Origin of the sequence: Weissella diestrammenae (genome assembly GCF_014397255.1) — a bacterium.
Taxonomy (GTDB): domain Bacteria; phylum Bacillota; class Bacilli; order Lactobacillales; family Lactobacillaceae; genus Weissella; species Weissella diestrammenae.
On sequence record NZ_CP060724.1, the window covers coordinates 1,012,283 to 1,036,112 of the forward strand.

A 23,830-nucleotide genomic window follows, 5' to 3' on the forward strand; every position below is an offset into this window, starting at 1 on the left:
AAGGATTTTTTTAGACTCTTAAGAATTACTTGTGGAATGGGAGCTGCTGTCCTTTAATGTGATAGACAGTGTAGAATAGAATAGAATAGATATTTTGTAAATTCATAGGAGGTTTGTTATGGAACAGACACCGTATTTAAAAACAACAATTGACGATGAACGCGATACGTTCAATCAAAAATTAACTGACAAATTAACTTATATTCATGCCGTCCAACAGGCGATTAATGATGATGATGACCGTAAATTGTATCAATTACTTGATAATAAAAAATATGTTGAAACAATTGAAGGTCAAACTGAAGGTAGGGATAATCGGCAAGATGCGCGAATGGTGGATGACATTTTAGAAGAGCTGTCACATCATTTAGCGATGCGTCTTATTGCATACCTGTCAGAAAAATTCCCGTTCTTTTATTATGAAGAAGATGCGCGTGGGGTGTATCAACTTTATTTTGGAAATTGGTGGGATCGACGGCATTTTGGTCTGTTAGATCCATTAACGGTTAATTTCATTTTTGATGATGAGGAATACCAAATGCTAAGTCGGGCTGTTGAATTAGCTGAATCGGGTCGTCGCTATCATACTGATGTGATAGAAGATACGACGCGTTCCAATGAAGCGTTGCAACGGATTGTTGATCAACAAAGTAGTCGTAATGAAGAACGAGTTAGCTTAACGAATGAGTTAGAACAACTGGGAGAGAAGCCAGGAATGTTTGAATCACAAGAAGTTAAGAATCGACGTGAACAAATTAAAACGCGTTTGGCCCAAATTCAGTCTGCTGATGAAAAAGCGGTGGAAGTACCAAAGTTGATTGCTGAAAATAACGCGGTGATTTTAAATTATTCAAAAGAAGATACCATTCTCATTTATGAGCAACGGGCGATTAATGAACAATTTGAAAATTTTGCCGCCTTTAAGGTAGCTGTCGCTAATTTGTATCATGACTATGTTAGTCAACTGCCAGCGTCTATCTTGCCAGAAGCGGGAGGACAAAACAATGACTGATCATATTCAAGGCCATATCAATGCTTACGTTGATTTGATTAATTCAGACGTTTCAGCAATTTCAGAACAAATGAGCCAGTTGAATCTATTATCGATGACGACAGATCCGACAATTGTGCATACGGTGCTTGAAGAATTGGTGAGCTATCAATTACAAACTGAATGGGCTCGTGTGCCTCGACAATACCAACATAAAGACTGGTATTTATTGGCGATGCATCGGTTTTTAACTTTTGCAAATGGGCAAATGTATGATCTGTTAACGCCAACTGACCGTGAAGAATTAACGATGGTATTCACACAATTACAGGTGCCGGGGGTCTTTCAGTTTATAGAAAACCCTGATGGTACGGTATATTTTGTTGAAATGGGTACCAAGCAAAAATTGTTTTTCTGGTCAATTCAGGATAAACAATTGTATTTCAACTCGCATGCCCTAACAAGCTTGTTAGTATCGAATTATCGGGCGAAAGACACAGCTGATGATATTCGAACGGTATCTGATTTACTGCGGACGTTTGGACGGTACATGGCCCAGACTTTTGGTTATGATGTTGATTATAATATCTTGGAGACAGATGATAATTATCGTTATGAGTTAGTACAAACTGAGATGCCAGCTGGTATGCTTGACCGATTATTCGTGCTATCCGCTGAATCGAATTATTTCTTGCAGACTGTTCAAAATGGTGCAGCGATGATGCTTGAAAATGGTGTCGAAATGCGGGTCTTTTATGACGAAAATCCTCAAGCAATTGCAGGGCAAGAATGGCATTTCCAAGTGCTTGATGGGCATCATGCGGTTTCGTGGCTTGATGTCTTATTAGATTATGATTTCATTGGTACATGGTATCTGAAAGAACGTAAGACGATTGAAGTTGCATCAAAGCAAGCTGTATTTGATGATAACATGCGTCGTGTCCGGCGACCACAGGTGATTGTTGAGGTTCTATATCCAAAGGAGTCCGTCGCGGATGCAGATTGATATTGCAAAATATTTAAGAAATGTCCGTCCGATGTTTCGGACGGTTGCTGATGATTGGGAACGGCCAATTAAAAGAGATGATTATTTATTGAATGACTATTTAAATCTATTGGGAACGTTAGGACAGTTGCAAACGTTGACCCAGGCAGTGAACCCGAATGTGCCGGTCACGCTACGATTAGATGATGCCGGCGTCGATACGTTGTATGCCACTGGGTTAGTTCAGTTTTTACTGATTAGTTTAAAGCAGCAATGGATACATTTAATGGTCCTAGAGCCGCAAGATTTGCAGCAATTTGCTAAATTTCCACAACGGCATTTGAATCATCAATTCATCGGTATTGATACAATGTTATTAAATAGCTATCATCAACGGCGTCAAAGTGACTTTGCCCATGCATGGCGTTCATACCTTAAATTAGGGTTGAATGAGTTACATCTCGATCAAGCAACAATTGATTCGGCTGTGACACAGTTGATCAATCAAACGAATTAAAAAATCTGGTAGTCGTGGTAGACTGCCAGATTTTTTATTTTATAAATACCTTCAAGCCTTTGGGGTGAAAGCGGGTTTTGGTGCGTGCATAGTTTGAATGAACACGGTGCTGATGATTAAGACGGCCCCTAAGGTATCAATGGCGCCAAAGTTGATATGAAACAATAGTACACTTAATAGTGTCCCGATTAGTGGCTCAACAGCACCAAGCGTGCTAGCTGTCGTCGGTGCAATCAGGGTTAAACTTTGAATGAATACCAAGTACGCTAAGGCGGTCCCAAAGACGATTGAAAATACTAAAATCAAACTGATTGACCAGTTGAAATGGGGGACGCCCACCCAGACTGGATGTATGAAGTTAATAAAAATACCGGCAATCAACATTGCCCACCCAGAAATGGTAATTGCACCAAATGTCTTAACGAGGCTACCGGGTAAAAGGGTGTAAAATACAGCACCAACTGCTGCTGATAAGCCCCAAATTAATGCCGACTTGGACATGGCGAGTGTTGTTAAATGACCATGGGTTGCGATTAAAAGGGTGCCAAGAATGGCTAAAATAATGGCAATGACATCTTGACGCCTCGGTAACTGACGTTTGAGGATCGCTAGAATGATGACAATCATAATGGGATTAGTGAATTGTAGTACGGTTGCAGTGGCTGCATTGCCAGCGTGAATCGCCATGATGTAAGCGTATTGTACGAAGAACATGCCTAAAATTGAAAATAAAATTAGGCGGCAGAAAGATTGGAATTGTTTAAATGGCGCAAAAATACGGGTGCCGTTTTGAATATATGCAATGCCTAGGATAATGAGACCTGATAATAGTAGTCGGAAAGTGGCAAACCACTGTGAATCGACGTGTTGTTTGAATAATAAGTCAACAGCCACGCTATTTAGACCCCAAAAAGCAGGGCCTGTTGCGGCAAGCAATAGGCCTTTGGATTGATTAGACATTAGTGTTCCCCCGAATTAAACATGATTTATCCATTGTAACAAAATCCACTTCGAAAATGAATCTAAAAAATTTTTGTCAGATTGAAACGTAAACCGTAAGCGTGCCAACGCTTTTCAAATTATGCTATGATAGAAAACAGTGGTTCGTAACCATCCTACGCGTAGCTGGCCTTTGGCTGACTACAGAAAAAAACTAGGAGTTAATAGAAAAATGGCAGATAATAATCGAAAACGTGTTCAAAGCACGGCGCTCATTGGTATTGTTGCGGCATTATATGTCACGATGACTTTGCTCTTTGCGCCGTTTGCATATGGGCCAGTGCAATTAAGAATGTCGGAGGGCCTGAATCATTTGGCTGTCTTTAATCGACGCTATATCTGGGCATTAACGCTAGGTGTTTTGATTGCTAATTTGTTTTCGCCACTAGGAATCGTTGATGTGATTTTTGGGACGCTTGGCACGTTAATTATGACGTCAATCAGTGCTTTTTTGACGCGTCATGTGACAAGTATTGTTAAACGTTTAGTTATCAGTACCGTTGTTGATACGATTATGATGTGGAGTGTCGCTTTGGAATTGTTTTTTGTTGCCCACGCCCCATTTTGGGTCACATATGGTTGGGTAGCAATCGGCGAATGCTTATCATTAATTGTTGGGGCAGTGCTGATTTATTTATTGCACAAACGCATTGATTTGGGTCGATAGTCAGGGAGTAGCAGTAGATGATAACACAAGAATATACGCAAGAAAATGTCTTAATTACAGGTGCAGCGTCTGGTATTGGGTATGCACAAATGATGGCGTACTTAACAGCTGGCGCAAATGTGATTGCAATTGATAAGCAAAAGATAACCTTGTCGCATCCAAAATTAACGACTTATGTAGTGGACTTAAGTGATGTGACACAGATGACTACCTTGTTAAAGGATTCAATCCTACAAGAAATTGATGTTTTTTTAAACACGGCTGGTGTTTTAGATGCGTTTACGCCGGCACTTGAAACAGATTATGCTAAAATTCAAAAAGTTATGACGGTCAATGTTAATGCTGCGATTCAATTGACGTTGGCGATTCTACCGGGTATGGTTAAACGCCAAAAAGGTGAAATTGTCTACATGGCATCGATTGCAGGTCAGGTTGCTGGCGGTGGTGGTGCAGCATACACGACGTCAAAGCACGCGCTTGTTGGTTGGATGCGTCAATTAGCGTTGGATTATGCACATGATCATATTCATATCAATGCGATTGCCCCTGGCGCCATCAAAACACCGATGAATGCGGCTGATTTTGCTGGTGACGGGTCGATGGCGCAGTCGGTTGCCGAACAGACTCCGATTCAGCGTTGGGCACAACCAGAAGAAGTGGCAAATTTAACCTTATACGTGACTAGCCCGGAAGCAAGTTATATGCAAGGTCAAGTCCTGACGTTAGACGGTGGGTGGACATTGAAATAATGCCACGTACTAGGGGCGGTAAAGATTATCAAGCATGATTCATATATAATGAAATAATATTTCTATATTTTGATTGAAGCGTCGTTTGTGACGCTTTTTTTATTTTTTTATTTTTTAAAAAATCAAAAAGTACGCAGTATAAATATATTTGTTAATATAAATGTATTGATATGAGACGTGAAATTTTATATCAATAGACATTATATTAGTATCAATAAATTATTTAGGAGTATATCAATGAATCATATGCGTAAGAGTCACCTATTATTTACAGTTTTAGTTTTGGGAACAACAGCAACATCAGTTGCAAGTTTGCCAATCGTTTATGGGAATGTCATGCATGCCCAATCATCAATTCAAAAAAGTGCCAAAGCAGCTTCACGTGATGTCGTCTTGACAGGTACTGATTATGCGGCCAATTTTACCCAAAATCGTAATGCGACAATCAATGGGGACACGGCAACGTTGACTCCTGATGCGCAGTATCAAGTTGGGAACACTATTTTGAACAACAAAATTGACATGACCCAATCATTTACCTTAAAGGGAAAAGTGAATCTTGGTGACAAGAGCAAGTTACAAGGTGGCGCTGACGGTGTTGGTTTTGCTTTCCAACCGGGTGATACTGACGTGATTGGAAATTCTGGTAATGCGATGGGTGTTGGTGGTGTTAAGGAAGCCTTTGGCTTTAAATTAGACACCTACTACAATGAACCTGCAACTGGCGCAACAGTAACTTATACGCCAGATCCTGCGCAATTTATGGATTCATCTTCAGCCCGTGATGATTACTCATTTGGTGGCTTCTTAGATGGTACATCAGGTGTTGTGTCAACAATTGAGTCAACGGCCAAAAAGATTGCCCAACCATCTGGGAATACTTTTAAAGATATTACCGTTTCTTATGATGGGACAACTAAGAAAATGAGTGTTGATTTTGACGGACAAAGTTGGGAACAAGACATTACGACAATGTTAGGTCAAAACAAGAGCATGTCATTTGCGATTGTTTCATCGACTGGAACGAATAAGAACTTGCAACAATTCCAATTGGAAAGCTTTAAGTATACAGTTGCGCAAGGAAATATTATTGCCCATTTCGTAGATGAAGCGGGTAATCAATTAGATCCAGATGAAATTCAATCAGGTGATATTAATGACACTTGGAAAACAAAAAAACATGATATCACTGGTTGGCAATTCAAAGAAGTACAAGGTGCTGAAAGTGGTACTTATACTGCTAACGATCAAGAAGTAACTTATGTGTACACAAAAGCCCCTGTAACACCAGCGCAAGGAAAAGTCACTGCACATTACGTTGATGAAAGTGGACAACAATTAGCTAGTGATGAGACACAGTCAGGTGATATTGCAACTGATTGGGCAACACAGCAGAAGACGATTGACGGATATACTTTCAAAGAAGTTCAAGGTAGCGAAAAGGGGCAATATACAGCTGCTGATCAAGAAGTGACTTACGTCTATACAAAGTCAGAGACACCAACGACACCAGCTGAGCCTGAAGCCCCAGTTGTTTCACATCATGAGAAGACAACAGATGCACAATTACCTGAAACTGGGCGGACAATTGGACTGTTTGCAATTGGATTAGCAGTTTTGACAGCAATCTTTGCGGGTGCAAGTTTGTTGTTCAAGCCAAAGCACAATTAATCTCATTGAGATAACTGTATCACGTGTTTATAGTCGATTGGAATCCAGTTTGACAGTGATAAGAGGTGGCAGAAGATGAATGAAAAACTAATTCAATTACGCGTTGAAGAAGTGATTAAAGATCGCGCCGATGATGTCTTTAAAAGCCAAGGCCTGTCCACGCAATCAGCACTGAAAATTTTTCTAACACAAGTCGCCATGACAGGCGATTCACCATTTAATGGTTTGTTCGTTAGTACAAAGAAATAATTAAAAGGCACCGACCATATTGATTGTGGTGGGTGTCTTTATTCTTAGTGAGATAATTAAGGCAAATGATATATCGCAATTTGGAGGTAATCACATGAGTCACACGCAATCAATCCCATTAACATTAGGCAAAGATAAACAAATTGAAATTCAAACACAGGCGCTGATTGCTTTGAGAAAGGAGAATCGGTGATTAAAATTGGAATTAGAACGGTTGAAACGCCATATATCAGATTAAATAAAAGTGAATCAGTACGGTAGATTAACGATGTCGCAAATTTGTAGCAAATGCTACGATTTTTTACGGTATTTCACGATAAATCACGGTTAAATATGAATTTTGAAGTATAATAAAACCCCGTCATATCAGCATTGTGCCGAAATGACGGGGTTCTTAATTTGACCGATATGCCCCTGGAGAGAGTTTGAGTGATTTTTGGTTAAGTCTTGATATATCGGCAAATGCGTTGGCATATAGGCGTTTATTGGGTGTTTTTAATTCTGTATAATTCATTTATTTTTATGGTATTTTATGTGTTTAGGGCTACAAAAAGGCTACAAATTATTAAACAAGGAAATTGTCTTATCATTTTCTTCGATTCTTCTTTTGTTCAACAAATGAGCATACACTGACATCGTGATGTTCACATCAGCATGGCCTAATCTTTCAGAGACATACTGAATATCTATTCCTTGAGAGAGTAGGTAACTTGCGTGAGTGTGCCGTAGTCCGTGGATGGTGATTCTTTGATTTGCGTTGATTTTAGATAGAATGGTACTCAATCTGTTATTTACAGCTCTGTTAGTTATTTGAATACCATCAGAGGCATGGTTTGGTACGATGCTAATTCGTTATTAGCAGCATAGAAAAAAGCTCACTTGGTAGGACTAACTATCAAGTGAGCTTTTTTTAATTTGAAAAATGATTTTTTTCAGAATTCAGAATGGCTGCGGCTATACTCATTAAGATGATAATTGGAATAAATACGCTTAGAATTGGTGTCCATGATTGAACAGCAATCGGAGTTCCCGAAGTAACTGTTGGAGAGAAGTCGATTAACGAATGAATAAGTACTGGTAAAATAAGACCGTTAGTCATTATTCGTAGTACGGCGAGAAAAATTCCTATGGCAGTTGCATAGAAAACTTGTTGAGCCGTTGAAGTGAATGATTGACTCATGACAAGGGAGTTTGAAATATGCAGAAGCCCAAAGATGATAGATGAAAAAATGACTGATAGGAAAATTGAATAACGTGATTTTTCCAAAAATTTCATCGAAAAATGTACTGCCAGTCCACGTACAAGAAATTCCTCAAAGATACCAGCGCTAAGCGCTGAGAACATTGCCAAAATAATTAGTTGAGGACTGAGTTTTAAGATACTTGTAATATTGTTCATCATACCTAATGCTAAGAATAGCCATAGAAATGAAATAATAGATAGAGTAATAATAAGCATTTTTGAACTTCGGCGATGAAGAATATTCTTTTCAAATAAATGAGTTGTTTTCAGATTGAAAAAAATTATTCCTGCAAAAACTACGGCAGTTAAGAATGTAATGATATTGTTATCTACCCCAGGGATTGATAAGTAAGGCCCAGAAAACACAAAAATGAAATAGATAGCTAAAAACATAATCAGTTCTTGGAATGGTGTGGTACGCGATTTGTTTACGTTTAACATAAGCATAAACCTCCTTCTTTCAGACTATTGTAACTTGCGAGGAATACTCATTCAATAAGAATACATTTTACATGAAATAATATTAATAAAAAAATTGATATTTTCGAAAAATACATTATTTTCGATAGCTACCTTGGCTGAAATCTGCGTATGTAAATTAATATTTAAGCCCACCCGGTAAATTTTATTGCGTGGGCTTTTTTATTTTGTCTTGAAAAATGTTAGTTTTAAACTATACTATATTAAATTAAAACTAACAAAAGGAGATATGTAATGAATCAAGAAACAATAAATGATGAAACCCTTGAAAGGGCTAAGCGATTCTTTGAGAATGATTATCGTGATCGCGGCATGGTTAAATGGCAGGGTTATTATTTATCTGACCACACGGAAGATGCTGAGAAAAATAGATTTGCACGTAAACAAGCGTATGAACAGGAGTGGATGCCAGAGATGAGTATGGTAGAGATTGGTGAAGTGTTATTCGATGCATACTCAAAAGGGCGTATGGTAGCTATACAGGAACGTGTAAGACAAGATGAGTTTGTACCACAGATAATTCATGGTGTTGTTAAGGGTTATGGAGAGACTGATATATTTATTGGAAATCATCAAATTGAGATGAGTAATATTCGTTGGGCGAGCTTAAAATAATTGAAAAAAGTTTAGAAAAAGGGTTGACTTTTAATACTCATAAGAGTGCGTATAATATATATAGAAAGGAGAAAGTAATGTTAGACGATATTAAAAAAGTCGCCGAAATCTTATTCCAAGTTGTGTCAACAATTGCGATAGTTCAACAACTTAGAAAGAATAAGAAAGACGACGACAAATAACAAAGTAAGGGTAGAAATACCCTTGCTTTCGTGTAATTAAATTCTAACATGCTAAGTAATAACATGACAAATTTTTATAAAAACAAGTGGTTCTTAATTATTCTACTTATTCTCATAGTTGGTAATTGGTTTGTTCATTCTGAATCCATTTCTGCGATTACGAATGTTGGAATGGTTCTATTTATTTTGGGGGCAGTAAATGACAATCGAAAATAATGCAGGACGGCCCCAAAAGGATGCTGATGAAAAAGTGAGCCAAAATGAAGCAAACAACAACTGGAGAAAAAAGAATAAAGAGTATACAAAGTATTTGAATTACAGAAGTACAGCGCGATCATTTATTCGAAATTTGGCGACTAGTGATGATTTGGATGAATTGCAAAATCTGATAGATGAACGGCGAACTAATATAGGGTAACAAAAAGACTGCTTGGTTTTGAACTAAGCAGTCTTTTGTTTCACTTACGATTTGTTAGGGCTACAATAAAGGCTACAAATCACGATAAACCCTTGATGTTAAAGGTATATATATGCCCCTGGAGGGAATTGAACCCCCATCCCAGGGTTAGAACTCCTTTGCACTATCCATTATGCTACAGGGGCATCAACTACTCTATTTTACAAAGGTTTCACTATTAATACAATGGTTAATTTGTATAACTTGAGCTTGATTGTATAATTTGTTAGACTAAAAGTAATTCAGAAAAACGAGGTATTCAGCCAATGCGCAATTAACCAATGCTTAAAATATTCACGTCTTTTGTGATAAACAGAGGACATGCTATTTTTAGATTGGTGTTGAACATGGCTGAAAGAAGCGCTTTTTGTGCATGCCACCAGTCTAGAAAATTGAAAGATTGGTGGTTTTTATATGTTGAAAATAAATCAAATTACAAAAAATATGCGCGGTCAAGTGTTATTTACAACGGATAAATTGACGGCAAATAAAGGGGATGTCATCGGGGTTGTCGGTGATAATGGGGTCGGGAAAAGTACGTTGTTGAGCATGCTGACAGGTGATGATACCGATTATACAGGTCAAATTACAGCTTCAAGTCAACCGTTCTTAGTACCGCAAATCTTTGATGTGACTACAGCCCAGCGTCAGAGTGGCGGTGAGATTGAAATTCAGGCGTTACGTCAGGCACTTGATCGGAATCCGCCGGTTTTGTTGCTTGATGAGCCAACGGCTAACCTGGATGTTGCGCATCAAGATTGGCTGATTAATCGTTTAAAACGTTATCGAGGCATTTTAATCATCGTTTCACACGATGAATATTTGTTGGAAGCATTGGTTAATTGGGTGTGGGCTTTAAAAGATAACAAGCTCCAAGCATATCATATGGATTATGTGCGTTATCGTGCGACCGTTGAGCAAATTGAGGTTACTGAGCAACAACAATATCGAGCCGCACGCCAACAAGCCAAGAAGTTACACGATGAAGCGCAGAAACTAGTACAACGCGGCAATCGCGTGAAACGCCAAAATAATACCTTAAAAGGTGATACGGTTCAGGCCCAATTAACGAGTAACGCAAAGATATTGAATAAGGAATCTAATCGGTTGGCTGAAATTGAAAAACCGCAGCAAAAACAAACTTTAAAGTTACAACATCAAGCCAACGTGCGTTCAACCCAAGTATTAGTGAATGTCGTAGGAATACCGGTCAAAAGCGCAGATGATAAAATTTTAGTTGATGAAGTGACTTTAAAGGTTCAAGGACGGGATAAATATATTATTCATGGCGAAAATGGAATTGGGAAAAGTACATTGTTACAAATGCTGGTCAAACAAGCTAATCAGCATGTTATGACTAAGGTGGGGTATTTTTCTCAGCAATTGGATCAACTAGAGAATCAAGCGACGGTCATTGACAATGTCTTGCAGGACTCAAATGAATCTGAACAAATTGCACGTGACTTTCTTGGTGCTATGGGTATTCGTGGGGAAATGTATCATCAAAATGTAGCATCATTGTCAGGTGGTGAACGTGTACGGGTCAGTTTGGTGAGAACATTATTATCCGGGGCTAACCTATTAATTTTAGATGAGCCAACGAATTATTTAGATATTTCAGCCCTGCAAGCTCTGCAAGTGTTTTTACAACAATTTACGGGTGCAGTTATTTTAGTGTCACATCATCGTCAATTTACACAAGCATTAGCATGGCGGAAGTATGTGATTGATAATCAAGCACTGAAACCAATTTGAGTAGCTTGATGCACCTAAAATCTGTTAAAATATCGTTATGAATAATTTAAAGACAATTCGCGATTTTTTTAATCTATCATTAACTCAAGTGAGTGAAACCATTCAGATGCCTAAAGCAACGTTAATAGCGTTTGAGGATGGCACCAAGGTACCAGATACTGATGATTGGCAACGCTTGGCCATTTTTTATGCTGATCATTTTCAAGTGTCGGCAGTACAAGATCATGTGATGCCAATTCATTTTCGATTAAGCGTTGACTATCTGATGAACATTGGCTTAACAATCAATGATTTGATGGCATTTAAATGGTATTTTGAAAATACGCGATCAGAATTGGGCGATTTTTCAATCACATTAAATGATGTTAACGATGGGCATGTTGAACGCCGTACAACAGTATTGGCAGATGTGATTGAACAGTTTGCTGGGTATCTTTTACTTAATAACGACGGCACCATGAATCAATTTATTGATGAAAACAATGATAACCACGTGTCAGACTGGCGATTGGTGTTGTATAAAAAAGATAATTTAATCATTGATGTCACGGACCAATTACTTTACTTTGACTATTTAGTTAATTACTCAATTATGTAATCAGATTAAGACAATTTCCTATGGATATGGGGATTGTCTTTTTTGATTGCCATAAATGGTGATGCTTTTGATATAATTAACCCAAGAGAAATTGAAGAAAGGATTGCAAATTATGGAAGTCTTAGAGCGGGCATATGCGAAATTGAACATTAGCCTCGACACGCCTTATCTGCATGCAGACGGCTTGCAAGAATGGGATATGTTGATGGTTGCGGTTGATTTAGCAGATACTGTGACGGTCAGAACGACACAGGCGCACACTGACATCATTGTTGAATCAACATCTGGTCTTTTACCCTCAAACGAACGCAATCTAGCCTATCAAGCGGCGCAAATTATGCGCCAAATTGCTGATGCAACGGATGGCATCGAAATTCATATTGATAAGAAAATTCCAATTGCAGCAGGATTGGGTGGCGGTTCATCGGATGCCGCGGCAGTTTTACGTGCTTTAAATAAAATTTGGCAACTTGAACTGAGTGAAGCCCAATTAGCGACGGAAGGCCTTAAAATAGATGCCGATGTCCCATTTTGTGTCTATTCACGGCCAGCTAAAGTAACTGGACGAGGCGAAATTGTGACGCCTTTGCATATGAAACTACCATCAATTTATTTTATTATTGCTAAACCTTCAGTGAGTGTTTCAACGCCCAAGTTGTTGCGGACAGTGCGGTATGATCAATTAGAGCATGGCGACATGCAAGCGTTGATGCACGCGGTTGATGAGGGTGACTATGAGACCTTAGCACGTGGTATGTTTAATGTGTTAGAACCAGTGACGGCTAAGCAGTTTCCTGAGATTATCCGTATTAAAGAGAAAATGCTGCAATTTGGGGCTGACGCGGCCCAAATGTCTGGCACCGGGCCGACTGTATTTGGTATCACCACGAAGGCAAGCCGTGCAAAGCATATTTATAATGCACTCAAAGGCTTCGTTGTTGAAACGCACACTGTTGGTCTAGCTAATTAGTCAAAAGACACGTCATTTTGACGTGTTTTCTTTTTAAATAGGGTTATAATATAAGATATAAATGGTATAGACCAAAATTCATAGGGGGTTATGACATGAGTAAAGTGGTGATTAACGCAAAGATTTACACAGGAACGGGTGCACAACCGGTCATTGAACAAGGGTTTATTCGATTTGATAAACAAATCGAGGCAATCGGGGCAATGGCGGATTATCAAGCCCTAGCAACCGATGAATCAGTTCTCGATGCACAAGGTGCCAACCTAGTCCCAGGCTTTATTGATGTACACACACATGGTGCCTATGGTTTTGACACAATGGATGGGGATGCTGATGAGATAGTTCAGATGGTCCGTGATGAAATTACTGAAGGTATCACATCTGTTTTTCCGACGACGATGACGCAAAGTGTGCCAAATATTGATCAAGCGATGCGAGCAATTAATCAAGCCGCTGCGGAAGAACCCGCTATTATGGGGGTTCATCTTGAAGGACCTTTCATTAACCCTCACTTTAAAGGGGCACAACCGGAGAAATATATTATCGCACCTAGTGTGGAAAAGGTAGCACGCTGGAATGAATTATCAGGTCAGCGCGTGCGACTAATTACCTATGCACCAGAACGTGCTGAGAATTTGTCTGAATTTGAGAACTATTTGAAGGCAAACAATATTATTGGCTCAGTTGGACATTCAGATGCAACTCGTGAATTCTTACAAACGCATTCAAAAGTGAAGCATGTAACGCACCTATATAATGCACAACGACCAATGAAGCATCGCGATCCAGGTGTTACTGGTCATGCCATGTTAGATGAAGACATGTATGCTGAAATGATTGTCGATGGCTTCCACATTGCACCAGATATGGTCAAAGTGGCTTGGCGGTTAAAAGGTGCACATCGGATCGATTTGATTACTGATTCAATGCGGGCGAAAGGCATTGGCGAAGGTATTTCAGAATTGGGCGGCCAAAAAGTTTGGGTAAAAGATGGACAAGCTCGACTTGAAGATGGCACATTAGCGGGGTCTGTTTTACAATTTAAACATGCCTTCTTAAATATGATGGCATTCACAGGGGCAACTGTGCAAGAAACGGTTCAAATGGCTTCGGTGAATCAGGCAAAGGAATTTGGTTTGACAAATAAAGGGACATTAGAGGTTGGTAAAGATGCAGATTTCAACCTGTTTGATGCGGCTTTAACTAATCTGGAGATGACTTATAGTCTTGGTCGTCAATTCAAACCATCTGATGCGGTAATTAAAAACTAGGAGAATATCATACGATGGTGGCACCAATTTACATTCAAATTCATGATGAAATCAAGGAGGCTATTGACGCTGGCCGTTGGGTGGCCGGTGAACGCATTCCGTCAGAGCGTGAATTATCAGAACAGTTTGATGTGTCTCGTATGACATTACGACAGGCTGTGATGTTATTGGTAGATGAAGGTTATTTAGAGCGCCGGGTGGGCTCGGGCACTTATGTTGCGACTGCGCGCGTGCAAGAAAATCTTGATCGGACATCGTCTTTTACAGAAATGATGGCTGCAGCAGGGAAAATCGCTAGTTCACAAGTGATTTCATACAAAATTGGGCAACCAACGCCTCAAGAGGTCGATGAACTACAAATTGATGTTACGACTAGTGTGTTACGGATGGAACGTGTGCGTTCTGGTGACGGTGAACCCATTGCTTTTGAAGTTGCTGTGGTTCCAGCCCATTTAGTAAAAGGATTACCTGAGGAAACTGTTACTGCGTCACTTTATCACGCATTGACAGATCAGGGATTAATTGTCGGGCAGGCGAAACGCATTCTGACGGCAGGTTTGGTACAAGAAACGGTGGCACCATTGCTGGCAATGAAAGTTGGCGAACCGGTGTTAGTTTTAACACAGCTGACCTTGGATAGTCTGGCACATCCTTTTGAATTTGTGCGAACACAATATGTTGCCAGTCGTTTTGAGTTTCAACTATAAACATGCCACTAGAATCTGGTAGGTTATTTTTGAAATGTTTGCTAGCGATGGCGGTGTGGATTGAGATAAAATCCAGCAAATTGAATGACTCATGAAATGGGATAGATTTGTCTATCTCATTTTTTATTGTGGGGTTAAGGGCATCGTTTGAAATGAACGTGCATTCAATCGGTGGATTGGTATGCTGAATGGTTGATTAAAGGTCTCTTGATTAGTTCGTTAAAAAAGGATTTAAACTGATTTTTGAAGCTGTTGGTGACTATGACTTTTCGTTTAAAAAAATAAAATATGGGTTTTGATACAGATTTAAAAAGGGAGGGTTTGAGACTATTGAATGAAAAAAGTTAAATGTATGATTCTAAAAAACGTGATAGTTAAAAATTATTTTAACATCCTATTTGATTTAGTTATATCGTCTGAGAAACTTCAACTAGCAACTGGGATTTATCTTTAAAATCAGACAAAAGAAGAATGTGTGAATGCTTTCGGAACGTTTTTGGCACAACAATGAAAAACGCTTGTACTTTTGATTAAAAAGCATTAGATTGAACTAACAACATACGTCAATGGTTTTGGAGCATCTGAATAGCTTGATAAAGTGTTGCACATTAATCAATGATTTATAGTTGGTTTTTGTTACTTGCAGGCATTGCGATGAAGATTGCGTTGCCAGAAAAATGGAGAAAAAAATGCGTATTAAAATTTTAGATTATACATATCGTCTGCAGGTTATTTTAATAGGTGTACTCATTGGCATTCAATTTGCACCGTTACATTTTATTCAGCAATTTCGGGATAACTATTGGTTTTCACAGGCGTTTGGGCTTATTTTGTTTGGCATTATGATGCCAAGCTGGCTATGGCGAGCTCATTTAAAGCGTACAAAAAATGAGATGTAACTACACTCAAAATGCGCTCTAGGCGGAGACGAACGACATTCTAAAACATGGGGTCTAACGCTGATGAACAAAAAAATGAAGTGGGCGTTTTATTGCTTTCTAATCCTCGGCATCAACATACATAATGGAATCGGTGCCTTTTCATGTTGCTTGCTGTTACTGTCCTGATAGTTGATTATGTCAAACGGGGAAAATAGCCTACTTAAAAAAGGATAAGCTAGAAGAAGTACACGATTATTTATTACGTCTAATGCCCCAATAAATCGTGGCGAATTGTTGTAAAGGCAATTATCAATGCATGCTTGCAGGTATGAAACCTTTACATTGGCTTTTTTTTTTGGTATATTACTTTAAGTGTTGAAAACTGCAGCGGATTGTCCGTAAGCTCGTCAACAATTCATCGTCCTTGTTTCAAGTTATTGGCGAGGCCTCACTAGTAACCGCGCTGCAGCGGTGAAAGTTTGGATGAATTGCACGAATATGAGGCAATTCTCTAGAATGAATTCACACAAATAAAATTCTGGAGGACATATCACATGTCACGTTATACTGGTCCTAAGTACCGTATCTCACGTCGTTTGGGTGTTTCTTTGTCAGGAACTGGTAAAGAAATTGCTCGTCGTAACTATGCACCTGGAGATCACGGTGCCGGACGCCGCGCAAAGCTTTCTGATTTCGGAACACAATTGCGTGAAAAGCAAAAGGTTCGTTTCACTTATGGTTTGACTGAACGTCAATTCCACAACTTGTTCAATAAGGCTGGTAAGATTCGCAAGGGTCTTCACGGTACTAACTTCTTGATCTTGTTGGAGACACGTTTGGATAACATTGTTTACCGTTTGGGATTGGCATCAACTCGCCAACAAGCCCGTCAATTGGTAAACCATGGTCACATCTTGGTTGATGGTAAGCGTGTTGATATTCCATCATACGAAGTTAAAGTGGGACAAGAAATCTCAGTTCGTGAAAAGTCACAAAAGAACGTTTACATCTTGGCATCTGTTGAATCACAATTCGGACATTTGCCATTCGTAGACTTTGACAAAGATGCTCTTAAGGGAACTTTGACTCGTTTGCCTGAACGCGAAGAGTTAGATGGTGACTTTAACGAAGCGCTAATCGTTGAATACTACAACAAGTTGGGTTAATTCGTTAACCACAATTTGTTTAAAAGCCGATACATTAAGTTGTATCGGCTTTTTTATTATTGCAATAAACGTTTTGTCAGATAGAAACGACATTTAGTTGCTCAGTGAATGCTTTTTTGCTTTGCAGTAACAGATAAAGTGTGTGATGCTCATTAACCATCTGAGACTATTAATGCCCGTAATATTTGTCAAGCATGGTGTATGAGTTATTTGAGTAAATCAGCAATTGGATGATGCACAAATAAAAACACCGATTGGCGATAGTAGCTAATCGGTGTTAATTTTGAGCTATTAATCGCTTAGTGCGCGACTAAGAATAAGAAGATTAGGAAAATCGCCGCTAGAATGTACATCATAACGGGGACATCTTTACCACGTTTGGTAGCAATCATTGTCATTGGATATAAAATAAAGCCAAGGGCAATACCGTCTGAAATTGAGTAAGTCAGTGGCATACCGATTACGATCAAGAATGCGGGTGCTGCAATGGCGAAATCTTGCCAATTCACGTCACGCAAATTCTCAGCCATTAAGACCCCGACAACGACTAATGCTGGTGCCGTCACTTGTGGTGTTACGACCGAGAGCAATGGTGAAAAGAGTAATGCGAAGATGAAAAGCAGGCCGGTATAAACCGAAGTTAATCCTGAACGACCACCGACTGCGATTCCAGAAGAAGATTCAACGAAAGCGGAAGTTGGTGATGTTCCGATCACGGCACCGACAGTCATACCAACGGCATCCGCCATTAAGGCCTTTCCTGCTCGTGGCATTTCACCATTTTTCATAAAGCCGGCTTGCGTTGCCAAACCAATCATTGTTCCGGCGGTATCAAAGAAAGTCACAATTAGAAATGTCAATACAACTGTCGCCAGTTGGAATGTATTTATGTCGGTCAAATGTTTAATTGATTGACCAAAAGTTGGTGCGAGTGATGGGGCTGCAGAAATGAATTGCTTTGGTAATTCAATGAGACCGAAGAGAACGCCAACAGTGGCAGTTAAGATCATACCAATGAAAATTGCAGCTGGTGTTTTACGTGCCATGAGAATGAATGTCACAATAATTCCAAAAATTGCAAGGAGTGACTTGTCGCTGGTTAATGACCCAAGTGAGACCATTGTTGAGGGATTTGCGACAATCAAACCTGCATCATGTAAACCGATAAAAGCAATAAATAGGCCAATTCCGGCTGCAATCGCCACTTTTAGGTCTTGAGGAATGAGGTTGATAATTTTTTCGCGAATTCTAAAGAATGTCAGTAAAAGGAAAATTAAGGCGGCCACTAGGACACCGGCCATAGCAGTTTGCCATGGGATTTTCATTCCGATAACAACGGAATAAGCAAAGAATGCATTGACGCCTAAACCAGGCGCAATTGCAATTGGATATTTGGCAACTAGGCCCATGAATATCGTAGCGACAGCTGCCGAAACACCAGTTGCTGTAAACACTGCACCTTTATCCATGCCAGCGGCACCAAGGACCGTTGGATTGACGAAAAGGATGTATGCCATGGATACGAAGGTCGTGATACCTGCAATAAGTTCGCGCCGGTGGGTTGTTTTCAACTCATCGAAATGAAAGTAACGTGCGATGAACGCCATAATTAAATCTCCTAATAATAAAAAAATAATAAAAGCTAACATGCTAAGTATGAAGATTGAAAGTAAGTTAGTCAAGCTAAAAAACGAACATTAATGAATGGAATATGCTATTTTTTGGTTTTTTATATTTGATTATATTGAATTTCCTAGTTAATGTTGCTAAAATTAATAAGGTTGGAAATGAGAACTATAGGAAATATTTATATTCTATCGATTAATGGGAGGCCAATATGGCAGGGATTGTGGTAGTAGGGAGTCAATGGGGTGATGAAGGTAAGGGTAAGATTACTAATTTCATTGCTCGTGACGCCGATATGGTTGTGCGTTATCAAGGTGGTAATAATGCGGGTCATACGATTTATGTGAATGGTGAAAAATTTGAACTGTCTTCGATTCCTTCTGGAATTTTTGATCCAAAAAAATTAGCGGTCATCGGTAATGGTTCGGTTGTAAACCCTAAAGCGTTATTGGAAGAACTGGCGTCAATTCATGTTAAAGGTGTGACAACAGATAATTTGCGCATATCAGATCGTGCCCATGTTATTTTCCCATATCATATTTTGATTGATAAATTAGCTGATTTAAAAAAGGGTGATGGTAAAATTGGGACAACTGGTCGTGGTATTGGTCCAGCATATATGGATAAAGCAGCACGAACAGGAATTCGGGTTGTTGATCTACTTGATGAAGATGTATTGCGAGAACGCTTAACGACAGTTCTGGCTGAAAAAAATGAACTTTTGGAAAAAATATACAATCATGAGGCACTAGCTGTTGAGCCGCTTGTTCAAGAATTTTATGCATATGGACAACAACTAGCACCATATGTCGCCGATACAGCCGTCTTAGCCAATGAATATTTAGAGCAAGGTAAACGGGTGTTATTTGAAGGCGCGCAAGGTGCTTTGCTTGATATTGATCATGGGACGTATCCGTATGTGACATCTTCATCACCAGTTGGTGGTGGGGCAACGATTGGTGCGGGAATTGGACCAACTAAAATTCAACGCGTCGTTGGGGTGATGAAGGCATATACGTCACGTGTTGGCGATGGGCCCTTCCCAACTGAATTGTTTGATGAAGTGGGACAACGCATTCGCGAAGTAGCACATGAATATGGCGTAGTTACTGGTCGTCCACGACGAATTGGGTGGTTAGATACAGTGATTATGCGTCATTCAGCCCGTATTGGTGGTTTTACTCACCTCGCATTAAATTCATTAGACGTTCTGTCTGGGTTGAAGACAGTTAAGATTGCTGTTGCCTACGAATTGGACGGCGAGACATTAACCCATTATCCAGCGTCACTTGGCGATATTCGTCGGGCTAAGCCGGTATATGAGGAATTACCTGGTTGGGAAGAAGATATCACTGAAATCAAACAGCGTGCAGATTTGCCAATTAATGCGCAAAAGTATTTACAACGCGTCGAAGAATTAGTTGGTGTGCCATTGTATACATTCGCAGTGGGGCCATCAAACGAGCAAACGAATGTCTTGTTTGATATTTGGAAGGACGCAGAGGCTTAATCATGGAAATGAAATTAGGTCGAACTGTTGTGTCCGAATCAGAAATTAAAGCCATGGTGCCCAGAGTCGCTAACGAAATAAAACAGGCTTGTGGCGATGATTTAAAAGATGTTTTATTTGTCGGTATCATGAAGGGGGCATATATTTGGATGGCCGATTTGTTACGTGAAATTGGTGCTGATGTCCAAATGGATTATATTCATGTTTCGAGTTATGCCAACGAACAATCAACGGGTGTGGTTACGGTGGTCAAAGATATTCAACAGGATGTGAATGATCGGATTGTGATTTTGTTGGATGAAGTGATTGATACCGGCTTAACGTTGCAGTATCTTAAAAAAGAATTGTTAGCGCGGGGCGCACGAAAGGTGCTCTTGGCAGTTGCAACTGATAAGCGTGAGCAAATTGCAGCTGATGATATCCATGCTGATTTTGTTGGTATTCGTGTACCCAATGAATTTCTAGTTGGTTATGGCATGGATTATAATAATCATTATCGAAATTTAGGTTATATTGCAGTCTTAGAATAAGGGATGCAGCCTAAAAGAAAACGCTTTCATTTGAAGGCGCTTTTTTATATAATTAAGAAAAGAACTGCTTAAAAAAGGGGGTGTTTCATATGAATATCGTTAGATCAATACGTCATTTGCTGATGTTTCTGATGGTAGGTGTTGGGGTTGGCTTAACCGGTAGTATCATAGTGCTGCAAGCGGTCAATGTTCAATCGACAACTGTATCAGCGGCAACAATTGATGATGTGTATGTTAATTTTCAAACGATTCTACCAGCTAGTTCGTTGACTGGCCCGATTGATACATCACTCATTGAAGGTCAGATGACGGATACAGCAGGAAATATCTACTATATTGTTCGTTCGCTCTCTGCTTCGACTGATCCAGACACTGGTGAAGCCATTCCAACGGCACAGACTGGCGCTAGTACTGCACATCAGGCCGACATTATTAGTGCAATTCAGTCTGGGGACCCAAGTACATTAACTGCCTTACAACAATTGGGTTTTTATCCTAATGGGACCAGTTTAACGGGTGTTGTTTATTGGAACACAATTGGAAACACTGCGGTTCCACTAACTTATGATGCAACGAATGTGGCAGAGACCAATCCGGATGGTTCTTCAGTTGTTAATATTTTGATGATGATTTCGACTAATGCGATTACATTACCGGTCAATTTTGTGACTGACGGTGGGGAAAATATAGCGACTGGATCAATTACCGGCCAAGTTGGTACGACATATTTCTTCTCGCATGATCAAGCAGCATTACAATTACCAACGGGATATTCAATTGTGTCGTTAGAAAAAAACATCGGTACTTTTTCGGTGGACAGCAATAATCAGGTCAATAATGAGCCAATTATCGTGCGTGTGACGAAAAAAATTCTGCCACTCAGTGATGGCGGACAGCATGACGATGGTAACAAACCAGCCGTTGAAGTGCCAGCACACCAGAATGCCCCTGAACAGATTGTGCAAGAACAAATTTCAAGCAAGCAGACGGCCGTTTTACCGGCCACTGGTACGCATGAAAATGTCGCATGGTTGATGTTAAACTTAGCATTGCTTAGTTTATTGGCATTTGGTCGTTGGTGGGTAAAATTGCAACATTTATAGCACCCATGTTTGAGCCCAGATAGAAAAAGGGATTAAAAATATGAAGAAAAGGGATGCATGTCAGTAATTTTCTGATGCATCGCTTTTTTATATAATAAAAGACATCGAATGTGTGATCGATGTCAGAATTTTGACTACTTCAGTACTGCAAGCAAGGCTTGGTAGGTTTGCATAATGTGTTGATTAATATCGAATTTACCAAATTGATTTGTAAAATTAGGATCGTCACAGACGCCTAAATAGGCAGCATAATGGCGTTCGTTAACATTCTTTTTTTCGTCAATATAGTCATTAAATGCTTTCGTAATCCCCGGCGTTTGGGTTTCTAATTGACCGTTATCAAGGGTGCCGTTTAACTTGTGATACATCATAAATGACATCGCAAAATTGAAGAATCGAATGGCATCATTTGAATTTTTAGTTGGCTCATTAGTGTTGACTAGGTATTCGGTCAAGAGTGGCTTGAAAGTTTGATAGAAGTTTTGGTCAACGGTTGATTGGCTTAATGGCTTTAGCAATGATTTTGAATTGGTGTTCATATATTGACCAAAGCTTTGACTAGCGGCTGCATTACCCAAAAGGTTACTACGATCATTTTTAACATATGATGTTAAAAAGGCACGTTCGCTATTTGTTTTAGGTAAGGTTTTTTGATAACTGACTAATGCTTGCTTTACACGTTGATCGTCAGCGTTAGGTAAAAAGACTTGGTTACCAGAAATTTTTAGGCCCAATTGATCTAGGCCTAATGTGGGAATGAAATCAGCCGGCGCAATGATGTTCCAAATGTAATTGAAGTCATTGTTTTTGAGGGCGGTTGAAGTCATTGTTCGGGCAGGCGAGAAAGCATAGGCGTAGATGTTATTTTTATCTAAGCCTTGTTTGCCTAGACTTGTCGCTAAAATATCGGTGACGGACGCTCCGCGTGAGTGTCCTGAAATGATGATTTTTGTTTTTGTGTTGAGTGTGGTTGAGTCACTAGTCAATAGTCCACCATGTTGCTGATGATTTTTAGCATATGCCTTTAATTGTCCTTCAACATCTTCGGCTGCCTTATTCATCCCTTGATGAATGGTTTGTGTGTCTGGTTGATTTGACCGAATATCCCAATCACCAATCCATTCATCGTCATCGGGTGTTCCTCGGACAATGACAGCGTATGCATCATATAACCCCATGTCCTTGTGACCAATGGCATAGGCGGTTGTCGACCAACTATCTTTTTGCGCTTGACTAGCGACATTGTAGTTGTAACCGATGACATCTTTGAAACCCATTGTTTGTAGGGTATTCTCAGCTGTACCGTCACCAGTCACATCAGATAGTCCGGATCCATATGAATTTAAATCAGCGATTGACAAGGTTTGGGCTAGTGATAAATCAAAGGTATACGAACTACTGTTGAAAGTCTTTTTTAAGTCAAATGTGCTGGTCAGTTTTTCTGAATGGTCAGGCATGACAAACGATTTGCTATTGAGTGGTTTATGATACTGCTGGACATCGCTTGCGTTTAAATGTGTAATAATCGTTTTATTGTCCGATGCGACAAGCTTTAACGGTTGTGAAGACTCCGTTTTGAAGCAGCCAATTGCGATGCCGCTCGTAACTAAGAGTGTTGCGAATCCGAGCTTGCCTTTATGCTGGTTCAAAAACTGTGTCAGTAACATGATAAATAATCTCCTAAAAATTTATTAATAATTCTTGTGCGTTAATACAACGCTTATTGTGTCATTTTTAGGATTTGATTCGCATATTTTAGAAAATGTTGTTGTTTTTTTTTCTTTGGCTTTTTTGCGCATTTGCGTCTTTTTTTATAATATTCGAAAATATGCGTGGAATTTTCAAAGATTAGTCCGATATTTATGACAAAATAGTAGAATGCTGATTTTTTGACTAGGAGGGGGAATC

The 23,830-nt window shown here is 39.5% G+C and carries 24 protein-coding genes and 1 tRNA gene; 19 read left to right on the top strand and 6 right to left on the bottom strand.

All coding sequences use genetic code 11. The features are described from left to right. Positions 1-118 precede the first annotated feature (118 nt). From H9L19_RS04985 to H9L19_RS04995, 3 genes are read left to right on the top strand one after another with little or no spacing between them, the layout of a single operon-like run. Positions 119-1,012 carry a hypothetical protein gene (locus H9L19_RS04985; RefSeq protein WP_187528607.1) on the top strand — a complete coding sequence of 298 codons (894 nt, stop codon included), beginning with the start codon at positions 119-121 and terminating at the stop codon, positions 1,010-1,012. Further along, a complete protein-coding gene (locus H9L19_RS04990) occupies positions 1,005-1,997 on the top strand; it encodes a hypothetical protein (protein WP_187528608.1) in 993 nt (330 codons plus the stop codon). Before H9L19_RS04985 ends, H9L19_RS04990 begins: the two co-directional genes overlap by 8 nt. Beyond that, positions 1,987-2,493 carry a dUTPase gene (locus H9L19_RS04995; protein ID WP_187528609.1) on the top strand — a complete coding sequence of 169 codons (507 nt, stop codon included), beginning with the start codon at positions 1,987-1,989 and terminating at the stop codon, positions 2,491-2,493. Before H9L19_RS04990 ends, H9L19_RS04995 begins: the two co-directional genes overlap by 11 nt. Positions 2,494-2,544: 51 nt before the next feature. On the opposite strand, the gene H9L19_RS05000 is transcribed toward H9L19_RS04995, so the two are convergent. Further along, the gene (locus H9L19_RS05000) at positions 2,545-3,453 is read right to left on the bottom strand and encodes a DMT family transporter (protein ID WP_187528610.1); all 909 of its coding nucleotides are present in this window, start codon (positions 3,451-3,453) and stop codon (positions 2,545-2,547) included. Between the two features lie 211 nt (positions 3,454-3,664). Here H9L19_RS05000 and H9L19_RS05005 point away from each other — a divergent pair, with 211 nt between their 5' ends. The 4 genes from H9L19_RS05005 (at position 3,665) to H9L19_RS05020 (ending at position 6,828) form a co-directional block, all read left to right on the top strand. Continuing rightward, the gene (locus H9L19_RS05005) at positions 3,665-4,159 is read left to right on the top strand and encodes a QueT transporter family protein (RefSeq protein ID WP_187528611.1); all 495 of its coding nucleotides are present in this window, start codon (positions 3,665-3,667) and stop codon (positions 4,157-4,159) included. A gap of 17 nt (positions 4,160-4,176) precedes the next feature. After that, positions 4,177-4,908 (top strand): 3-oxoacyl-ACP reductase, encoded by a 732-nt coding sequence (locus H9L19_RS05010; RefSeq protein WP_187528612.1) that lies wholly within the window; start codon positions 4,177-4,179, stop codon positions 4,906-4,908. Between the two features lie 237 nt (positions 4,909-5,145). Next, positions 5,146-6,579, top strand: coding sequence for a lectin-like domain-containing protein (locus tag H9L19_RS05015; protein ID WP_187528613.1), 1,434 nt, complete (start codon positions 5,146-5,148; stop codon positions 6,577-6,579). A gap of 75 nt (positions 6,580-6,654) precedes the next feature. After that, positions 6,655-6,828 (top strand): type II toxin-antitoxin system RelB/DinJ family antitoxin, encoded by a 174-nt coding sequence (locus H9L19_RS05020; protein WP_187528614.1) that lies wholly within the window; start codon positions 6,655-6,657, stop codon positions 6,826-6,828. 555 nt (positions 6,829-7,383) lie between these two features. Here H9L19_RS05020 and H9L19_RS05025 read toward each other — a convergent pair. Further along, on the bottom strand, positions 7,384-7,611 hold the full coding sequence (locus H9L19_RS05025; RefSeq protein ID WP_243198128.1) for a tyrosine-type recombinase/integrase: 228 nt from the start codon (positions 7,609-7,611) through the stop codon (positions 7,384-7,386). A 127-nt stretch (positions 7,612-7,738) separates the two neighbouring features. Beyond that, positions 7,739-8,512 (bottom strand): CPBP family intramembrane glutamic endopeptidase, encoded by a 774-nt coding sequence (locus H9L19_RS05030; RefSeq protein ID WP_187528615.1) that lies wholly within the window; start codon positions 8,510-8,512, stop codon positions 7,739-7,741. A 273-nt stretch (positions 8,513-8,785) separates the two neighbouring features. Between H9L19_RS05030 and H9L19_RS05035 the strand changes: the two genes are divergently transcribed. Together H9L19_RS05035 and H9L19_RS05040 are read left to right on the top strand one after the other, a co-directional pair. After that, the gene (locus tag H9L19_RS05035; protein ID WP_187528616.1) at positions 8,786-9,166 is read left to right on the top strand and encodes a hypothetical protein; all 381 of its coding nucleotides are present in this window, start codon (positions 8,786-8,788) and stop codon (positions 9,164-9,166) included. Between the two features lie 381 nt (positions 9,167-9,547). Continuing rightward, positions 9,548-9,766 (top strand): hypothetical protein, encoded by a 219-nt coding sequence (locus H9L19_RS05040; RefSeq protein ID WP_187528617.1) that lies wholly within the window; start codon positions 9,548-9,550, stop codon positions 9,764-9,766. 113 nt (positions 9,767-9,879) lie between these two features. On the opposite strand, the gene H9L19_RS05045 is transcribed toward H9L19_RS05040, so the two are convergent. Further along, positions 9,880-9,951: transfer RNA gene (locus H9L19_RS05045), tRNA-Arg, on the bottom strand. A gap of 268 nt (positions 9,952-10,219) precedes the next feature. Here H9L19_RS05045 and H9L19_RS05050 point away from each other — a divergent pair. The 7 genes from H9L19_RS05050 (at position 10,220) to rpsD (ending at position 17,153) form a co-directional block, all read left to right on the top strand. Then, positions 10,220-11,560 (top strand): ATP-binding cassette domain-containing protein, encoded by a 1,341-nt coding sequence (locus H9L19_RS05050; protein ID WP_187528618.1) that lies wholly within the window; start codon positions 10,220-10,222, stop codon positions 11,558-11,560. A gap of 37 nt (positions 11,561-11,597) precedes the next feature. Beyond that, positions 11,598-12,158 carry a helix-turn-helix domain-containing protein gene (locus H9L19_RS05055; RefSeq protein WP_187528619.1) on the top strand — a complete coding sequence of 187 codons (561 nt, stop codon included), beginning with the start codon at positions 11,598-11,600 and terminating at the stop codon, positions 12,156-12,158. A gap of 112 nt (positions 12,159-12,270) precedes the next feature. Further along, a complete protein-coding gene (ispE, locus tag H9L19_RS05060) occupies positions 12,271-13,128 on the top strand; it encodes a 4-(cytidine 5'-diphospho)-2-C-methyl-D-erythritol kinase (protein ID WP_187529925.1) in 858 nt (285 codons plus the stop codon). A gap of 95 nt (positions 13,129-13,223) precedes the next feature. After that, a complete protein-coding gene (nagA, locus tag H9L19_RS05065; protein ID WP_187528620.1) occupies positions 13,224-14,399 on the top strand; it encodes an N-acetylglucosamine-6-phosphate deacetylase in 1,176 nt (391 codons plus the stop codon). A 14-nt stretch (positions 14,400-14,413) separates the two neighbouring features. Next, positions 14,414-15,106 carry a GntR family transcriptional regulator gene (locus H9L19_RS05070; protein WP_187528621.1) on the top strand — a complete coding sequence of 231 codons (693 nt, stop codon included), beginning with the start codon at positions 14,414-14,416 and terminating at the stop codon, positions 15,104-15,106. A 689-nt stretch (positions 15,107-15,795) separates the two neighbouring features. Beyond that, positions 15,796-16,005, top strand: coding sequence for a hypothetical protein (locus H9L19_RS05075; protein WP_187528622.1), 210 nt, complete (start codon positions 15,796-15,798; stop codon positions 16,003-16,005). 536 nt (positions 16,006-16,541) lie between these two features. Then, positions 16,542-17,153: a 30S ribosomal protein S4 gene (rpsD, locus tag H9L19_RS05080; protein ID WP_187528623.1), complete on the top strand. Its 612-nt coding sequence runs from the start codon at positions 16,542-16,544 to the stop codon at positions 17,151-17,153. A gap of 299 nt (positions 17,154-17,452) precedes the next feature. Here the strand turns inward: rpsD and H9L19_RS05085 are convergent, their stop codons facing one another. After that, the gene (locus tag H9L19_RS05085; RefSeq protein ID WP_187528624.1) at positions 17,453-18,760 is read right to left on the bottom strand and encodes an NCS2 family permease; all 1,308 of its coding nucleotides are present in this window, start codon (positions 18,758-18,760) and stop codon (positions 17,453-17,455) included. A 230-nt stretch (positions 18,761-18,990) separates the two neighbouring features. Between H9L19_RS05085 and H9L19_RS05090 the strand changes: the two genes are divergently transcribed. The 3 genes from H9L19_RS05090 to H9L19_RS05100 all read left to right on the top strand — a co-directional run bounded on the left by H9L19_RS05090 (position 18,991) and on the right by H9L19_RS05100 (position 21,922). After that, positions 18,991-20,289, top strand: a complete 1,299-nt coding sequence (locus H9L19_RS05090) for an adenylosuccinate synthase (RefSeq protein ID WP_187528625.1) — start codon at positions 18,991-18,993, stop codon at positions 20,287-20,289. A 2-nt stretch (positions 20,290-20,291) separates the two neighbouring features. Beyond that, entirely contained in the window at positions 20,292-20,819 is a 528-nt protein-coding gene (hpt, locus tag H9L19_RS05095) for a hypoxanthine phosphoribosyltransferase (protein WP_187528626.1), read from the top strand. A gap of 89 nt (positions 20,820-20,908) precedes the next feature. Beyond that, positions 20,909-21,922 carry a hypothetical protein gene (locus H9L19_RS05100; RefSeq protein ID WP_187528627.1) on the top strand — a complete coding sequence of 338 codons (1,014 nt, stop codon included), beginning with the start codon at positions 20,909-20,911 and terminating at the stop codon, positions 21,920-21,922. A 134-nt stretch (positions 21,923-22,056) separates the two neighbouring features. Here the strand turns inward: H9L19_RS05100 and H9L19_RS05105 are convergent, their stop codons facing one another. Then, a complete protein-coding gene (locus tag H9L19_RS05105) occupies positions 22,057-23,589 on the bottom strand; it encodes a lipase family protein (protein WP_187528628.1) in 1,533 nt (510 codons plus the stop codon). Positions 23,590-23,830 lie beyond the last annotated feature (241 nt).